The 16933-nt window shown below is 71.5% G+C and carries 16 protein-coding genes; 8 read left to right on the top strand and 8 right to left on the bottom strand.

Going from position 1 to position 16933, the window contains the following annotated elements:
• Positions 1-117: 117 nt before the first annotated feature.
• Complete coding sequence (locus ABZW32_RS23635; protein WP_356218875.1) at positions 118-1764, bottom strand: threonine/serine exporter family protein; 1647 nt, start codon at positions 1762-1764, stop codon at positions 118-120.
• Between the two features lie 192 nt (positions 1765-1956).
• Entirely contained in the window at positions 1957-2451 is a 495-nt protein-coding gene (locus tag ABZW32_RS23630; RefSeq protein ID WP_007264878.1) for an inorganic diphosphatase, read from the bottom strand.
• Between the two features lie 153 nt (positions 2452-2604).
• Between ABZW32_RS23630 and dacB the strand changes: the two genes are divergently transcribed.
• The 7 genes from dacB (at position 2605) to ABZW32_RS23595 (ending at position 10326) form a co-directional block, all read left to right on the top strand.
• Positions 2605-4056 (top strand): D-alanyl-D-alanine carboxypeptidase/D-alanyl-D-alanine-endopeptidase, encoded by a 1452-nt coding sequence (gene dacB / locus ABZW32_RS23625; protein ID WP_356218872.1) that lies wholly within the window; start codon positions 2605-2607, stop codon positions 4054-4056.
• A gap of 39 nt (positions 4057-4095) precedes the next feature.
• Positions 4096-5241, top strand: a complete 1146-nt coding sequence (locus ABZW32_RS23620) for a zinc-dependent metalloprotease (RefSeq protein WP_356218869.1) — start codon at positions 4096-4098, stop codon at positions 5239-5241.
• 194 nt (positions 5242-5435) lie between these two features.
• Positions 5436-6506: a tRNA lysidine(34) synthetase TilS gene (gene tilS, locus ABZW32_RS23615; protein ID WP_356218866.1), complete on the top strand. Its 1071-nt coding sequence runs from the start codon at positions 5436-5438 to the stop codon at positions 6504-6506.
• Positions 6507-6573: 67 nt separating this feature from the next.
• On the top strand, positions 6574-7134 hold the full coding sequence (gene hpt, locus ABZW32_RS23610) for a hypoxanthine phosphoribosyltransferase (protein WP_030228417.1): 561 nt from the start codon (positions 6574-6576) through the stop codon (positions 7132-7134).
• A 217-nt stretch (positions 7135-7351) separates the two neighbouring features.
• Positions 7352-9385 carry an ATP-dependent zinc metalloprotease FtsH gene (gene ftsH, locus ABZW32_RS23605; RefSeq protein WP_356218862.1) on the top strand — a complete coding sequence of 678 codons (2034 nt, stop codon included), beginning with the start codon at positions 7352-7354 and terminating at the stop codon, positions 9383-9385.
• A 96-nt stretch (positions 9386-9481) separates the two neighbouring features.
• A complete protein-coding gene (gene folE, locus ABZW32_RS23600; protein WP_007264872.1) occupies positions 9482-10090 on the top strand; it encodes a GTP cyclohydrolase I FolE in 609 nt (202 codons plus the stop codon).
• Positions 10091-10104: 14 nt separating this feature from the next.
• Positions 10105-10326, top strand: coding sequence for a hypothetical protein (locus tag ABZW32_RS23595; protein ID WP_356218859.1), 222 nt, complete (start codon positions 10105-10107; stop codon positions 10324-10326).
• An 8-nt stretch (positions 10327-10334) separates the two neighbouring features.
• Here ABZW32_RS23595 and ABZW32_RS23590 read toward each other — a convergent pair whose 3' ends face one another.
• The 6 genes from ABZW32_RS23590 to ABZW32_RS23565 all read right to left on the bottom strand — a co-directional run bounded on the left by ABZW32_RS23590 (position 10335) and on the right by ABZW32_RS23565 (position 15660).
• Complete coding sequence (locus tag ABZW32_RS23590) at positions 10335-10820, bottom strand: DUF3180 domain-containing protein (RefSeq protein WP_356218856.1); 486 nt, start codon at positions 10818-10820, stop codon at positions 10335-10337.
• 58 nt (positions 10821-10878) lie between these two features.
• Complete coding sequence (gene folK, locus ABZW32_RS23585; RefSeq protein WP_356218853.1) at positions 10879-11487, bottom strand: 2-amino-4-hydroxy-6-hydroxymethyldihydropteridine diphosphokinase; 609 nt, start codon at positions 11485-11487, stop codon at positions 10879-10881.
• The gene (folB, locus tag ABZW32_RS23580) at positions 11484-11843 is read right to left on the bottom strand and encodes a dihydroneopterin aldolase (protein WP_351815760.1); all 360 of its coding nucleotides are present in this window, start codon (positions 11841-11843) and stop codon (positions 11484-11486) included. Before folB ends, folK begins: the two co-directional genes overlap by 4 nt.
• 131 nt (positions 11844-11974) lie before the next feature.
• On the bottom strand, positions 11975-12418 hold the full coding sequence (locus ABZW32_RS23575; RefSeq protein ID WP_356218849.1) for a nuclear transport factor 2 family protein: 444 nt from the start codon (positions 12416-12418) through the stop codon (positions 11975-11977).
• Positions 12419-12446: 28 nt separating this feature from the next.
• Complete coding sequence (gene folP, locus ABZW32_RS23570; RefSeq protein ID WP_356218846.1) at positions 12447-13319, bottom strand: dihydropteroate synthase; 873 nt, start codon at positions 13317-13319, stop codon at positions 12447-12449.
• Positions 13320-13812: 493 nt separating this feature from the next.
• On the bottom strand, positions 13813-15660 hold the full coding sequence (locus ABZW32_RS23565; RefSeq protein WP_356218843.1) for a phosphatidylglycerol lysyltransferase domain-containing protein: 1848 nt from the start codon (positions 15658-15660) through the stop codon (positions 13813-13815).
• Between the two features lie 152 nt (positions 15661-15812).
• On the opposite strand from ABZW32_RS23565, the gene ABZW32_RS23560 reads away from it, so the two are divergent.
• On the top strand, positions 15813-16922 hold the full coding sequence (locus tag ABZW32_RS23560; protein WP_356218840.1) for an alpha/beta hydrolase-fold protein: 1110 nt from the start codon (positions 15813-15815) through the stop codon (positions 16920-16922).
• The last annotated feature ends 11 nt before the right edge of the window (positions 16923-16933 follow it).

The raw sequence follows: 16933 nt of genomic DNA, 5'->3' as shown, positions 1-16933 counted from the left end.
GCGGCACGCCAAGCGCTAGACGGCCCGCCACGGCCCCTCGTACGCCCCGGAGACCAGGTGTCCCCGGGGCGTTCGCGTACCCGGGGCGTTCGCGTACCCGGGAAGGGGCCGCGGCGCTCAGAAGCCGCGGGTGCGCTTGGCCGCCCGGCGTTTGGCGGCGCTCTGCGCGCCCGGGATCCGCATGAAGAGCCGGGAGACCTCCGACCCCAGGTTCACCCCGATCGCGATGGCGAGGGCGATGGCGGCGGCGTTGACGAGCGAGGCCAGCCCCGCGTCCAGCCGGTTCTCGGCGATCGACAGCAGCCCGTAGTACGTCGCCGAGCCCGGAAGCAGCGGTCCGATGGCCGCCGTGACGTAGGGCAGGGCGGAGGCGAAGCGGTAGCGGGAGAAGAGCTGCCCGAACAGGCCCACCAGCCCGGCCGCGATGGCCGTGGACGGTACGGGGGGCAGCTCGGCGGCCCGCAGCGCGCCGAAGGTGACCCAGGCGACCCCGCCGTTGAGGGTCACGATCCACACCGTCGAGCGCTCCTGCTGGAGCAGGATCGCGAAGGTGAACACCAGGACCATCGAGGCCAGGATCTGGAGCAGCGGCCGGCTGGGGATCTGCAGGATCTCGTCCGGGTTCGGCTGGGCGCCGAACTGGAGGCCCACGTAGAGCACCACGAGCACGCCGACGATGATCCCGATGAAGAGGTACATGACCTCCAGCAGCCGGGCCGACGCCGTGATGTAGAAGCCGGTCAGGCCGTCCTGCACGCCCGCGACCAGGGCCCGTCCGGGCAGCAGGGCGAAGAGCCCGCCGGTGATCACGGCGGAGGCGCGGACGTCGATCTCGGCGATCTTCAGGGCCACGCCGATGGCCGCGGGGGGCATCGCCGCCACCACGAACTGGTAGAACTCCGGCAGCCCGCGCCCGGCGCAGTACCAGGCGAGCCGGTCGCCGAGGACGGCGCCGAGGGCCGCGCAGAAGAACACGGTGACCCCACCGCCGACCAGGACGGACGCGGCTCCCGCCAGCAGTCCGGCGGCGGCCGTGAGCACCCAGGTGGGGTACGGGTGGCGGTTGCGGCGGATCTCGGCGAGCCGGCGGTAGGCCTCCTCCAGGGAGACCTCCACCTCGTGCGCGCTGATGTCGTCCACCAGCCGGAAGACGGCGGCCAGCCGGGTGTAGTCCGTGCCGCGCCGGCGGACGGTGCGGTTCGCCGAGACCGGGTTGCCCACCAGGGAGGGGTGGTAGGTGATCGACAGCATCGTGAAGGTGACGGTGGGCTCGCAGCGGTCCAGCCCGTAGGAGCGGGCCACGGCGAACATCGCGGCCTCCACGTCCTCGGCGCCCTCGCCGCCCGCGAGCAGCAGCTCGCCGATGCGCAGGGTGAGGTCGAGCACGCGGCCCACGGCGGGGCCCGACTCGGGCTGCTTCTGGGCCGGCTCGGGCACCGGGCGCACGTCCACCGGCATGCGCAGCATCGTGCGCATCCGGTCCTGCCAGGGGGACTCCGTCATCCGGGAGACCGGGAAGCCCGGACCGGGGGTGTAGGCGGGCGGGGAGTGCTGGGCGCTGTAGGTGGCCGGAGCGGCGAAGGCGGAGCCCTCCTCCGCCTCGGCGGACGGCGCCGCCATGCCGTCGGGGACGGCGAACTCGGAGGTCGGCTGGTCGTCGGCCGGCACCTCCGGAGCCGTCCCGGGGGGCGGGGTGAAGGCGCTGCGCGCCTCGTCGGACTTCGGCTTCCGGTCCTCGGGACCGGGCCCTTCGGCCTCCGCCACGCATCCTCCCACCCTTGATCACACGGCGGTATCAGTATGCGGAATCGTTTCATCCGTCGCGAAACCAGCGGTTGCCCGGGGGGCCGGGCGGGCAAACGCCGCGGCGGGCGGCACCCCGGTGTGGGGTACCGCCCGCCGCGAGCGTCTGCGGGCTCAGGGGGAAGCCCCCCGGCCCGGGTCACCGAGCGGAGCTCAGTGGTGGCCGCCCTGCGCCTCCAGGCGCTTGAACGAGGCCTCGATCTCGGCCTCGGCCTCGGCGCGGCCGACCCAGTTGGCGCCCTCGACGGACTTGCCGGGCTCCAGGTCCTTGTAGACCTCGAAGAAGTGCTGGATCTCCAGGCGGTCGAACTCGGAGACGTGGTGGATGTCGCGCAGGTGCTCGACACGCGGGTCCGAGGCCGGCACGCAGAGCAGCTTGGCGTCGCCGCCCGCCTCGTCGGTCATGTTGAACATGCCGATCGCGCGGCACTTGATCAGGCAGCCCGGGAAGGTCGGCTCGTCGAGGATGACCAGCGCGTCCAGCGGGTCGCCGTCCTCGCCGAGGGTGTTCTCGACGAAGCCGTAGTCCGCCGGGTAGCTGGTCGAGGTGAAGAGGCGACGGTCCAGACGGATCCGGCCGGTCTCGTGGTCCACCTCGTACTTGTTCCGCGAACCCTTGGGGATCTCGATGGTGACGTCGAACTCCACGTCCTGCTCCTCCATGATCAGCTCCGGCCCTGTGCCGAAGCCCGATTGCTTCGAGACGGCATTTGAATCAAATGCGCGCGCGTCCGGCCCAGCCCTGCCGGGTGGGGTGCCATGCTCGCGGCAAGACGCAGTGGTTAAGTGTCCCTCACGCATATGTGTGATCGCGAAAGGGGCTGGTCCGAGGTGCCATTGGTCAGGACGTGGCAGCTCATCGCGGGGTCGGCCGTGGCCGGCCTCGCCCTCGCGGCGGCGGCGGTGGCCACCACCGGTCCCTGGGACTCCGGCCAGCGTAAGGCCGAGCGGGACAGGGCCGCCTCCTGGATCCACTTGGGTGGCGCAGATCACGCGGCCGGAGGCCTGCCCCAGGCCGCGCCGAGCGCCCCCGGGGTGCTCGCGGGCATCGGACCGCGCCCCGCGAACGCCGTGGGCGCGGCGCCGGACGCGCTCGCCGGGGTGCTCGCGCCCCTGCTCGCCGACCCCGCCCTCGGGAACGTCCGGGGCGCCAGCGTCGTCGACACGGCCACCGGACGGGTGCTCTTCGAGTCCGGCTCCGGTGAGGCCATGACCCCCGCCTCCACCGTCAAGATCGCCACCGCGAGCGCGGCGCTGGCCGCCCTCGGCCCCGAACACCGGATCCGGACCACCGTGACGCCCGGAGCGGGCCCCGGCCAGATCGTCCTGGTCGGCGGCGGCGACCCCTCCCTCACCGCCAAGAAGAAGAGCCCCGCCGGATCCGGCGGCAGCCTGGTCGCCCTCGCCGCCGACACCGCCCAGGCCCTCAAGGCAGCCGGCACCGCCTCCGTCACCCTCGCCTACGACGACTCGCTCTACACCGGCCCCGCCCGCCACCCGATCGGCCCCAACGACAACATCGCCCCCGTCACCGCCCTGATGGCCGACGAGGGCCGCCCCGACGACTCCACCTCCGGACCCGTCACCCGCTCCGAGGACCCCGCCAAGGACACCGCCCGCGCCTTCGCCGCCCTGCTGCGCGACCGCGGCATCACGGTGAACGGCGACCCCGCCCGCGGCAAGCCCCCCACCGGGGCCCAGCCGATGGCCACCACCCTCTCCACCCCGCTCGCCGGGCTCGTCGAGCGGATGCTGACCAACAGCGACAACGACATCGCCGAGGCCCTCGCCCGCCAGACCGCCCTCGCCACCGGCCAGAACCCCGGCTTCGAGGGCGCAGAGAAGGCCGTCTCCGACAAGCTCGCCTCCCTCGGCGTCGACCTCACGGGCTCCCGCTTCGCCGACGGCAGCGGCCTGAACCGGGCCGACAAGGTCACCACCCGCCTCCTGACGGGCCTCCTCGCCGCCGCCGCCGACCCGCGCCACCCCGAGCTGCGGCCGGTCCTCACCGGGCTGCCCGTCGCCGGCTTCACCGGCACCCTGCGCGCCCGCAACGCCGGCACCTCCCCGGCCGCCGGCCTGCTCCGCGCCAAGACCGGCACCCTCACCGGGGTCAACTCCCTCGCCGGAACCGTCGTGGACCCCTCCGGGCGGCTGCTCGCCTTCGCCTTCCTGACGGCGGGCGCCGCGGACGGCTCCGCCGCCGAGAAGGGCCTGGACAAGCTCGCGGCCGCCGTCGCCACCACCTCGTAAGGGGGTCCCTACGGGCGCCGGTCCACGTACGGTTGACGCATGACGAGCATCGGTGGTGCCGAGATGGTCGACTGGAACCTCGCGGTGGCGACCGCGACCCGGCTCGTGCGGCCGGGTCCCGAAGTCACCCGCGACGAGGCGCGGGCCGTGGTGGCGGAACTCCGCCGGCACGCCCGGACCTCCGAGGAGCACGTGCGCGCGTTCACCCGGATGATGCCCGAAGGCCTCACCCTCCCCGACACCCCCGTCCTCGTCGTCGACCGGGCCGGCTGGGTCAAGGCCAACGTCGCCGGCTTCCGCGAACTGCTGGGCCCGCTGCTCGGCAAGATGCAGGACCGCCGCGCCGGCGCCCCCGGCGGCGCCGTCCTGGGCGCGGTCGGCGGCAAGGTCACCGGCGTCGAGCTGGGCGTGCTGCTGAGCTTCCTGGCCTCCCGCGTCCTCGGCCAGTACGAGACCTTCGCCCCCGGCGCGCCCGAACTGCCCGGCGCCGGCCCCACGGGCGGCCGGCTGCTCCTCGTGGCGCCCAACATCGTGCACGTGGAGCGCGAGCTGGAGGTGGCCCCGCACGACTTCCGGCTCTGGGTCTGCCTGCACGAGGAGACGCACCGCACCCAGTTCACCGCAGTGCCGTGGCTGCGCGCCCACCTGGAGGGCGAAATCCAGACGTTCCTCGGCGCCACCGAGATGGACCCGTCGACCATCCTGGAACGGCTCCGCGAGGCCGTCCAGTCCTTCTCCGGCGCCCGCCCCGAGGGGGAACGCGGGGACGAGGGCCGCTCGCTCGTCGAGCTCGTCCAGACCCCCGAGCAGCGCGAGGTCCTCAGCCGCCTCACCGCCGTGATGTCCCTGCTGGAGGGACACGCCGACTTCGTGATGGACGGGGTCGGCCCCGACGTCGTCCCCTCCGTCGCCGAGATCCGGGAGAAGTTCCAGCAGCGCCGCGCCGCCGGCGCGGGCCGCCTCGACGCCGCCCTGCGCAAGCTGCTGGGCCTCGACGCCAAGCTCCGCCAGTACCGCGACGGCGAGCGCTTCGTACGCGCCGTCGTCGGCCAGGTCGGCATGGACGGCTTCAACCGCGTCTGGACCTCGCCGAACACCCTGCCCACCAAGGCCGAGATCGCCCGGCCCGCGGACTGGGTGGCGCGCGTCCACGGCAGGGGGAGCGCAGGAAGCGAAGAAAGGTGACGCGGGGGGCGTAAACATGTCTCACTGGGGGAAGCAGCGTCACCCTTCCGAGGGACCGTGGGCCGTGGAAGGGCGTGCGATGCTCGGGGAACGCCCCGTTTCTGTCACCATCAACGCACTCTGAGTGACGAACGGCTCCCCCCGCGCGACACCCTCACCCTCCGAGCATCCGAACTCCACGAAGGGCACCGGACATGGGTCCCCATCCTGCGGTCGCGGCGATACGCCTGGCGGTCCGCCGCGTACTCCACGACGTCCTCACCGACCTCACCGACCTGACCGACCTCACCCGTCTCCCCGGCGCCCCGGCGCCCCGGAGCCGCCCCCGCCCCGCCGCCGGCACCCCGCCGCTGGTCCTCGTCGCCTGCTCCGGCGGCGCCGACTCCATGGCACTCGCCTCCGCCCTCGCCTTCGAAGCACCCAAGCTCGGCATCCGGGCCGGCGGCATCACCGTCGACCACGGCCTCCAGGCCGGCTCCGACCTGCGCGCCGCGGAGGTCGTCACCCGCATGACCGCGCTCCGCCTCGACCCGGTGGAGTCCGTCGCCGTGCGCGTCGGCCGCGACGGCGGACCCGAGGCCGCCGCCCGCGACGCCCGCTACGCGGCCCTCGACGAGGCCGCCGACAGGCTGGGCGCCGCCGCCGTGCTGCTCGGACACACCCGTGACGACCAGGCGGAAACCGTCCTGCTGGGCCTCGCCCGCGGCTCCGGCATCCGCTCGCTCTCCGGCATGGCCGAAGTGTCCGGAGGCCCCGGCCGCACCCACCGCTACCGCCGCCCCTTCCTGCAGATCGACCGGCAGACCGCCCGCAAGGCGTGCATGGTCCAGTCCCTCCCCGTCTGGGACGACCCGCACAACATCGACCCGGCCTACACCCGCTCCCGGCTGCGCCACGAGGGCCTGCCCGCCCTGGAGAAGGCGCTCGGCAAGGGGGTCGTCGAAGCGCTCGCGCGCACCGCCCAGCTCTCCCGGGACGACGCCGACGCCCTCGACGCCTGGGCCGCCGACGCGGAGGCCGGAGTGCGCGACGAGGACGGCCGCCTGGAGTGCGCCAAGCTGTACGCCCTGCCCCCGGCCGTCCGCCGCCGGGTGCTGCGCAGGGCCGTGGTCGCGGCCGGATCCCCCGCGGGTTCCCTCTTCGCCCGCCACATCGAGGAAGTCGACCGCCTCATCACCGGATGGCGGGGCCAGGGCGCCATCAATCTGCCCGGCCGCGTCGAGGCCCAGCGGCAGGGTGGCAGACTTGTCATCCGGCAGGGCTGATTGGTGCTGAAACACGGCTGAGTCCTCCGGGGGGTACCCCCCGGAGCCCCGGCCGACAACGAAAGTGATGCGGGTGGACGAGAAGGACATGGGCAGCGACCTCCAGTCGGTGCTCATCACCAAGGAAGAGATCGACGCGAAGCTGGCCGAGCTGGCCGCGAAGATCGACGCGGAGTACGCGGGCAAGGACCTGCTCATCGTCGGTGTGCTCAAGGGCGCCGTGATGGTGATGGCGGACCTGGCGCGCGCCTTGTCCACCCCGCTCACCATGGACTGGATGGCGGTGTCCTCCTACGGCGCCGGGACCCAGTCCTCGGGCGTCGTCCGGATCCTCAAGGACCTGGACACCGACATCAAGGACAAGCACGTCCTGATCGTCGAGGACATCATCGACTCGGGCCTGACCCTGTCCTGGCTGCTGTCGAACCTGGGCTCCCGCCAGCCGGCCTCCCTGGAGGTCGTCACGCTGCTGCGCAAGCCCGAGGCCGCGAAGGTCGCGATCGACGTGAAGTGGGTCGGCTTCGACATCCCGAACGAGTTCGTCGTGGGCTACGGCCTCGACTACGCGGAGAAGTACCGCAACCTGCCGTTCGTCGGCACGCTCGCCCCGCACGTCTACGGCGGCTGAACCCCCCGGCCGGCGGTAACGTCGGCCGTCCCCGCCGCTTGCGCCCCCCGGGGGAACCTGGGGGCGGTTCCCTGCGTTGAGCGGGGGAGAGCGGGTCTGTCAGCCGTCCCACGAGGCCGCGGGTGACAATACAGGGGTACATTCCGAAGAACAGTCTTTACTCACAGCTGCATTTACCTACGGGCAGGAGGGACGGGGTGCCTGGCGCCCCGTATGGATGGACGTGAAGCGATACTTCCGTGGGCCGGTCATGTGGATCGTGCTGGCCGTCCTCGCCGTGGTCGTGTTGATGAACGTCGTCGGCTCCGGCGGCGGCTACAAGTCGGTGGAGACCAGCGAGGTCATCAAGGCGATCAACAGTGGCCAGGTGGAAAGCGCCAAGCTGACCACCGGTGACAGCCAGATGATCAAGATCGAGCTGAAAAAGGGCCAGAAGCTCGGCAACAACGACGGCACCAAGTTCCAGGCCAACTACATCGGGGATCAGGGCGTCCAGCTCGCCCAGAACCTCCAGACCAAGTACGAAGCCGGTCAGATCCCTGACGGATACTCCGTCACCCCGGACAAGACCAGCCCGTTCCTGAGCGTGCTGCTCTCGCTCCTGCCCTTCGTCCTCATCGTCGTCGTCTTCCTGTTCCTGATGAACCAGATGCAGGGCGGCGGCTCCCGGGTCATGAACTTCGGGAAGTCCAAGGCCAAGCTCATCACCAAGGACACCCCGAAGACGACGTTCGCGGACGTCGCGGGCTCGGACGAGGCCGTCGAGGAACTCCACGAGATCAAGGAGTTCCTCCAGGAGCCGGCGAAGTTCCAGGCGGTCGGCGCCAAGATCCCCAAGGGCGTGCTGCTCTACGGCCCGCCCGGCACCGGCAAGACCCTGCTCGCGCGTGCCGTCGCGGGCGAGGCGGGCGTCCCGTTCTACTCGATCTCCGGTTCCGACTTCGTCGAGATGTTCGTCGGTGTCGGTGCCTCGCGTGTCCGCGACCTGTTCGAACAGGCCAAGGCCAACGCTCCGGCGATCGTCTTCGTCGACGAGATCGACGCCGTCGGCCGGCACCGCGGTGCGGGTCTGGGCGGCGGTCACGACGAGCGCGAGCAGACCCTCAACCAGCTGCTCGTCGAGATGGACGGCTTCGACGTGAAGGGCGGCGTCATCCTGATCGCCGCCACGAACCGGCCCGACATCCTCGACCCGGCGCTGCTGCGCCCGGGCCGCTTCGACCGGCAGATCGCGGTCGACCGGCCCGACATGCAGGGCCGTCTGGAGATCCTCAAGGTCCACCAGAAGGGCAAGCCGGTCGCTCCGGACGTCGACCTCTCGGCCGTCGCCCGCCGCACCCCCGGCTTCACCGGTGCCGATCTCTCCAACGTCCTGAACGAGGCGGCCCTGCTGACCGCCCGCTCGGACATGAAGCTGATCGACAACCACATGCTGGACGAGGCGATCGACCGCGTCGTGGCGGGCCCGCAGAAGCGGACCCGGATCATGTCGGACAAGGAAAAGAAGATCACCGCGTACCACGAGGGCGGACACGCCCTGGTCGCGGCGGCCTCCCCGAACTCCGACCCGGTCCACAAGATCACGATCCTGTCCCGCGGCCGGGCCCTGGGTTACACCATGGTCCTGCCCGACGAGGACAAGTACTCGACCACGCGCAACGAGATGCTCGACCAGCTGGCGTACATGCTGGGCGGGCGCGCGGCCGAGGAGCTGGTCTTCCACGACCCGACCACGGGCGCGGCGAACGACATCGAGAAGGCCACCGCCACGGCGCGGGCCATGGTCACGCAGTACGGCATGACCGAGCGTCTCGGTGCGATCAAGTTCGGCGGCGACAACACCGAGCCGTTCCTGGGCCGCGAGATGTCGCACCCGCGGGACTACTCGGAAGAGGTCGCGGCGCTGGTCGACGAAGAGGTCAAGAAGCTCATCGAGACCGCGCACAACGAGGCCTGGGAGATCCTGGTCGAGAACCGGGACGTCCTGGACAACCTGGTCCTCGCGCTGCTGGAGAAGGAGACGCTGAACAAGGAGCAGATCGCCGAGATCTTCTCCACGATCGTGAAGCGTCCGGCCCGTCCCGCGTGGACCGGCTCCTCCCGCCGCACTCCTTCCACCCGTCCGCCGGTGCTCTCTCCCAAGGAGCTCCAGCTGACGAACTCCGCCAACGGCACCTCGGCTTCCGCCGCGTCGCCGGTGTCGACGGAGAAGGGCATCGAGGTGGCCCCGGAGGACCGCCCCGAGGCCTGACCCACCCGGAATGGAAGCCGCGCCCCCCAGGTTCTAGCCTGGGGGGCGCGGCACATTTGTACGACCCCCGCGTGTGCGGACAGGAACGAGGATGAGATGACCGACCCAGTGACCCTGACCGGTGGCGAGGGCACGATCGGCGAGTTCGACGAGAAGCGCGCCGAGGCGGCCGTCCGAGAGCTCCTGATCGCGGTCGGCGAGGACCCGGACCGCGAGGGCCTCCTGGAGACCCCGGCGCGGGTGGCGCGGGCGTACAAGGAGATATTCGCCGGCCTGTACCAGAAGCCCGAAGAGGTCCTGACGACGACGTTCGACCTCGGCCACGACGAGATGGTCCTGGTGAAGGACATCGAGGTCATGAGTTCGTGTGAACATCATCTTGTCCCGTTCCACGGCGTGGCGCACGTGGGGTACATCCCGTCCACGGACGGCAAGATCACCGGCCTGTCCAAGCTGGCCCGCCTGGTGGACGTCTTCGCCCGCCGCCCCCAGGTCCAGGAGCGGCTGACCACGCAGATCGCCGACTCCCTGATGGAGATCCTGGACCCGCGCGGCTGCATCGTGGTCATCGAGTGCGAGCACATGTGCATGACCATGCGCGGCGTGCGCAAGCCCGGCGCCAAGACCATCACCTCGGCGGTCCGCGGCCAGCTCCGCGACCCCGCGACGCGCAACGAGGCGATGAGCCTCATCATGGCTCGCTGAGTCCCGCTCCGTGCGTGTACCTGTCCGTGGACGCGGAGCGGGTGGCGCCCGCCCCGCGAGCGGCGGACGGCCGGCCCGTGGCGTCGGGCTCCCTGACGGACGGGGAGGGGTCCTACCTGGGCGAAGCGATGCTCTTCGTGCACGACGGCTTCCTCGCCGACCTGCAGCAGTTCTGCGTGTGGGAGGACCTGGGTGCGCTGGAGCCGCCGCTCTGGGAGCGGCTGACGCCGTACTGAGCGGCCGTTCAGGCGGTCGCGGGGGCCTTGCCCGGGTCGTCGTCCTCGGGGAGCTTCAGGACGTGTTCCAGGAAGAGGGCGGCCGCGATCACGGCCGCGCCCGCGAGGACGCAGCCGCCCGCGTACCAGGCCTGGTCGCGGCGGGCGGGCACGTCGAGGGAGTCGGTCAGCAGGAAGACGCCGACCCCGCCGTACATGCCGGCCACGAGGGCCGCGACCAGGGCGCTGGCCTGGCCGAAGACCACCGCGCGGGCCGCCATCAGCGGCTCCACGCCCTTGGCCCCCGGCCGGCGCTCGCGCTGGGCCTTCAGCCGGGCCCGCATCGACAGGGCCGTCGCGAACAGGACGACGGCGATCACCGCCAGGACGATCGGCGCGGCCAGTGGGACGCCCGGCAGGGTCCCGTAGGCGTTCCACAGCCGTGCGCCCGCCCAGGACAGCACCCCGGCGATCACGAAGATCCCCGCCAGGACCGCCGGCCTCAGTTGCTTCACTTGCCCGTTCCCCACTCTCGGCGACTGGCCCCCATGGCCCTGAACAGGCTACTAACGACTACTCCGGGAGGCGGAGTTCCAGGTCGGGGCGCGGCGTGAGGCCGCTCGGGCCGATTTCGGCCAGCAGGGCGGCCACGGGGCCGTGGCCGGGGAGCTGGGCCTCGGGCTCGATGTCGTGCCACGGGGCCAGGACGAAGGCGCGCAGGTGGGCGCGCGGGTGCGGCAGGGTCAGGACGGGGTCGTCGGAGACCACGTCGGCGTAGGCCACGATGTCCACGTCGATCGTGCGGGGCCCCCAGCGCTCCTCGCGGACGCGGTCGTAGGCCTCCTCGATGGCGTGGGCCCGCTCCAGGAGCGAGGAGGGCGGCAGGGTGGTCTTCACCGCGACGACGGCGTTGAGGTACGAGGGCTGCGAGCCGGGCTCGACGCCCCACGGCTCGGTCTCGTAGACGGGGGAGACCGCCTTGACCCGCAGGCCCGGGGTGTCGCCGAGGGCGTCGACGGCGCCCTGGAGGGTGTCCAGGCGGTTGCCGAGGTTCGACCCGAGCGCGACGACGGCCCATTTGGGGTTGGACAGGGTCGTGTCCGCCGCGTCGACCGCCTCTACGACGGAGGCGGGTACCGGCTGGACGGTGGGGTCGCTCTGGGCGTTCAGGCCGTTGTTCATGCGCGGCTCCGGGTGATCGTGATGGTCACGTCGTCGAAGGGGACGGTGATGGGTGCGTCCGGCTTGTGGACGACGACCTCCACCTGTGCCACCGCTTCGTGCTTGAGGCACTGCTGGGCGATCCGCTCGGCGAGGGTCTCGATCAGGTCGACCGGCTCTCCCCGGACCACGTCGACGACCTCCTCGGCCACGACCCCGTAGTGCACGGTCTTGGCCAGGTCGTCCCCGGCGGCCGCGGGGCGGGTGTCGAGGTGCAGTACGAGGTCGACGATGAAGGTCTGGCCCTCTTCGCGCTCCCGGGGGAAGACGCCGTGGTGCCCGCGAGCCTTGAGGCCGCGCAGTGCGACACGATCCACGCGAATCACTCCTGCTTTCGTAGGTGCTTCCGGTCCCGGGGCTCCCCGGGTCCATGGGCCTACGCCGAGTGCGGTCGGCGTCGTCCGCCTTCGAATTTACCTGCGACGAACCTCCGTCCCCGCCGTTGGGGTCAGTCGGTGCCCTCTTCCTCCTCGTCATCGGAGTCCGTGAGGACCGGAGAACCGTGGTGGGACCAGAGCCGCCAGCCCTCCGGTGTGCGTCGGAACACATTCGTGGCGACGACCAGCTGGCCGACCAGCGGACCCAGTTCCCCGGCCTCCCCGGACGGGCCGCCGCTGAGGATGTTCTCGGTGCACGTGACCAGGGCGGTGTCGCCTATGAGGGCCACCTTGGTGTCGGTGAGGAAGAACTGGATGTACTCCGTGTGGGACATGATCAGCGCGTACGAGCGCAGCACCTCGCCCCGCCCGGAGAGCACCGGCCATCCCGGGTGCACGCAGGAGATCTCGTCTTCGAGCCAGAGCGCCGACAGTGCGTCGAAGTCCCCCTGCTCCATGGCCTCGTAGAAGGCCGCGTTGACCTCTTCGACGGCTTCGATGTCGGTACGGCTCACCGTGCCCCTTCCCCGTTCCTCCGGTGGGTCACAGTGCCCCTTCCACGGCGCGGGCCACCCGAACCGCGTCGGCGGTCGCCCGTACCTCGTGCACCCGGACGGCCCAGGCGCCCTGGTGGGCGGCGATGGCCGAGACGGCGGCGGTGGCGGCGTCCCGCTCGCGGGCGGGCGGCGGGGCGGCGTCGGCCCCACCCGCCAGGACGCGGCCGAGGAAACGCTTCCGCGAGGCGGCGACCAGCAGCGGGAAGCCGAGCTCGCGCAGCTCGCGGAGGTGGGCGACCAGGGCCAGGTCGTGCTCGGCGTTCTTCGCGAAGCCGAGGCCGGGGTCGACCACCAGCCGCTCGGGGGCGATGCCGCCGGCGACGACGGCGTCGATGCGGGTCCGGAGCTCGGCGGTGACCTCGCCGAGGACGTCCTCGTAGACGGCGAGGCTGTTCATGCCGTCGCTGAACCCGCGCCAGTGCATGACGACGAACGGCACCTCGGCGGCGGCGACCGCCGGGATCATGCCGGGGTCGGCGAGGCCGCCGCTGACGTCGTTGACCAGGGTGGCACCGGCCGCGACCGCTTGGGCGGCGACGGCCGCGCGCATGGTGTCGACGGAGACGGTCACGCCCTCGGAGGCCAGGCCGCGGACGACGGGGACGACGCGGCGCAGTTCCTCGTCGGCGTCGACGCGGGAGGCGCCGGGGCGGGTGGACTCGCCGCCGACGTCGACGAGGTCGGCGCCCTGGGCGACGAGGTCGAGGCCGCGCTTGACGGCGGCGGTGGTGTCGAACCAGCGGCCCCCGTCGGAGAAGGAGTCGGGGGTGACGTTGACGACGCCCATGACCCCGCAGCGGTCCCAGTCGGGCAGCCCTGTCACCAGGCCCCTGGAGGCGGGCCCGCGGTTGGTGTTCATGGTCCCAGGGTAGGGCCCCCGCCCTTGCCCTGGCCGGGCGGTGCGGTGGGGGTGGTGCTGCGCGGGCCGCTCCCCGCCCCGCCCTTCCGCCGTTCCCCGGGGCTGCGCCCCGGACCCCTTTCGGGGGCTCCGCCCCCGGACCCCCGCGCCTCAAACGCCGGCGGGGCTGGAGGGTGGGGGCTCCGCCCCCGGGCCCCGCGCTTCAAGCGCGGGCGGGGCTGGGGGGTGGGGGTTCCGCGCCCGGCCCCCGCGCCTCAAACGCCGGCGGGGCTGGGGGGTGGGGGTTCCGCCCCCGGACCCCCGCGCCTCGAACGCCGGCGGGGCTGGAGGGTGGGGGTTCCGCGCCGGACCCCCGCGCTTCAAGCGCCGGCGGGGCTGGGGGGTGGGGGTTCCGCGCCGCGGGCCTCCTCGGGCGTCGGCGGGGCCGGGAACGGGGGGACATGGCGATGGGGCCGACGCTGCGCCATGGCAGGGCCGGCCCCATCGGTGGCGGTCAGGCCGCCTGGACCTCGCGTTCCTTCTGGGCCGGGACCGTCGCGTGGTCGTGGGCGCAGGTGCGGACCGGCTTGGGGCCGCGGCGGCCGGCGAACAGGCGCGGCAGGGCCAGCGTCACGAAGCCCTCGGCCTGCATCACGGCGAAGCCGATGCGGGGCAGGTCACGGGTCTGGCGGTAGACCATGAAGCGCGGCTCCCAGCGGGGGCGGAACTTCGCGTTGAACTTGTACAGCGACTCGATCTGGAACCAGCGCGACAGGAAGACCAGCAGGCCGCGCCACATCCGCAGTACCGGGCCGGCGCCGATCTTCTCGCCGCGGGCCAGCGCCGAGCGGAACATCGCGAAGTTCAGCGAGACCTGCTCGATGCCGAGCGACGGGCACGCCTCCAGGGAGGCCACGATGAGCAGCTCGTTCATGCCGGGGTCGGCGGCGCGGTCGCGGCGCATCAGCTCCAGCGACATGCCGTCCTTGCCCCACGGGACGAAGTGCAGGACGGCCTTGAGGTCGCCGAACGGGCTGGTGTCGCCCTCCTCGACGCGGTGGGCGGTGGCGATGAAGCAGTCGCCGTCGCCCTCCTCGCCGACCCGGCCCAGCGCCATGGAGAAACCGCGCTCGGTGTCGGTGCCGCGCCAGGCGGCGGCGGCGCCCCGTACCCGCACCAGCTCCTCCTCGGTCAGCTCGCTGACGCGGCGGACCTGGGTGGTGTAGCCGTTGCGCTCGATGCGCTTCACCATCTGGCGGACGTTGCGCATGGGGCGTCCGGAGAGGGAGAAGTCTTTGACGTCGACGATCGCCTCGTCACCGAGTTCCAGGGCGTCCAGCCCGGTCTCGCGGGTCCAGACCTCGCCGCCGGTCTCGCTGCAGCCCACGACGGCGGGGGTCCAGGAGTGGGCCTTGGCCTCCTCCATGAAGCGCTCGATGGCGCCGGGCCAGGCCTCGACGTCACCGATCGGGTCGCCGGAGGCGAGCATCACGCCGGAGACGACGCGGTAGGTGACGGCCGCCTTGCCGCTGGGGGAGAAGACGACGGCCTTGTCGCGGCGGAGCGCGAAGTGGCCGAGGGAGTCGCGGCCACCGTGCTTGGCGAGCAGCTCGCGCAGCTTCGCCTCGTCGTCGACGGTGAGCCGGGCGGCCGGGTGCTCGGGGCGGAAGGCCAGGTAGATCGTGGTGACGGCGGTCAGCATGCCGAGGGCGCCGAGGGAGTAGCCGACGGTCCAGGAGACCCGGCCGGCGTAGTCGACGGGGCCCTCGAAGCCGAAGAGGCCGTAGACGACGTGGGTGATCTGCTCGTACAGGCTCGGGTGGCCGACGACCTTGCCCGGGTGGACGTTGACGATCACCAGGCCGAGCCCGATGGAGCCGGCGCTCATCAGCACGAAGTTCGCGAGCGCCTTCCAGCGGCTGCGCGGGTCCGGCAGGGCCTTGAATTCACCCTGGTGGCGCACCAGCAGCGCGAGGAGCACCGCCGAGATGACCACGCCGATGACGGAGTGGCGGTACGCGAACTGCGCCACGGCGCCGGCGGGCAGCAGGATGACGGCGGCCCGCCAGGCCCGGCGCTTGCGGCGCTTGAGGCCGTGCGCGAGCAGCAGGATGAGGACACCGGCGCTGATGGCCAGCGCGGCGGCGAAGGGGCCCACGGAACCGGGCAGTACTTCGGTGACCGCGTGGATCCGGCTGTGACGGAACCGCGGGAAGACGCCCGCGGCGATGTCCAGCAGACCGACGATCATGACGGATGTGCCTACGAGGCCGGGGACGGCCTCCGGTCGTGGGCCTCGGAGGATTCGGCTGACCCGCTTCGGAACCTGTCCGGACTTATCGCCATCTATCCTGCTAGACATCGCTTCCCGTTGCTCCGCGAGAGATCATGTGGCCGAAGGCCGCGACAGCCTCCGGTGTGTGGTGCGTCCACTAGGACGACATCGAGGAGGAGCGGGTTCACTCTTCCGTCGGAAAAATCTAGTCCTGCCATCAGAAAGTCGACTGACTGCTCATGGGTCTCACCAGTAATACGGTTCTGGTCCTGGCCATCATCGCCGGTGTGCTGCTGTTCGGGGTGACGGTCTGGTTCTGGCCGAAGCTCTCCGGCCGCTCCTGGCGCTCGGTCTCCGGCCGGATCGGCCTCCTGCTCGCGACCCAGCTCGCACTGTTCTCCGCAGTCGGTCTCGCGGCCAACAAGTCGTTCCTCTTCTACGGTTCCTGGGCCGACCTGTTCGGTCAGGAGACGTCCATCGGCAAAGTCGTCGACCACTCGATGAGCAGCAAGGACATCAAGGTCATCGACAAGCAGAAGCTCGACGTGCCCGGCGGGGGCAAGCCGCAGGTCGGTGGCCAGATCCTGAAGGTCGCCATAACCGGGCAGAAGTCCAAGATAACGAGCCCGGGCTACGTGTGGCTGCCGCCGGAGTACTTCCAGCCGCACTACAAGGAGCAGAACTTCCCCGCGTCGATCGTCCTGACGGGGTACCCGGGTACCGCCGAGAACCTGATCAAAGGGCTGAACTACCCCATGACGGCCTTCAAGCAGGCCAAGCAGGGCAAGATGAAGCCGATGATCCTTGTCATGCTCCGGCCGACCATCGCGCCGCCGCGCGACACCGAGTGCGTGGACATCCCGGGCGGTCCGCAGACCGAGACCTTCTTCGCGCAGGACCTGCCGCAGGCCATCCAGGGGACCTTCCGGGTCGGCAAGAAGCCGCAGAACATGGGCTTCATCGGGAACTCCACGGGCGGCTACTGCGCCCTGAAGATCGCCGCGCAGCACCCGCAGACCTTCGGCGCCGCCGTGGGTCTGTCCGCGTACTACAAGGCCGCCGACGACGCGACGACCGGTGACCTGTTCCACGGGGACGACAAGCTGAAGAAGCGCGCGGACGTGCTGTACAGCCTGGACAAGAAGAAGCCGACCGGTACGTCCTTCCTCGTCACCACCAGCGAGAAGGGCGAGGACAACCTGAACGACACCAAGAAGTTCATCAAGCTGGTCAAGGGCCCGGACCGGGTCTCCTCGATCATCCTCGACAGCGGTGGCCACAACTTCAACACGTGGCGCCGGGAGATCCCGCCGATGCTGGTGTGGATGAGCGGTCGTATGCAGGCCTGATCCCCGGGGGA

The sequence above is a fragment of the Streptomyces sp. NPDC004667 genome (genome assembly GCF_040609475.1).
Classification (GTDB): domain Bacteria; phylum Actinomycetota; class Actinomycetes; order Streptomycetales; family Streptomycetaceae; genus Streptomyces.
Note: the sequence above shows the minus strand (reverse complement) of the source record. Positions and strands in the feature narration are given on the sequence as shown.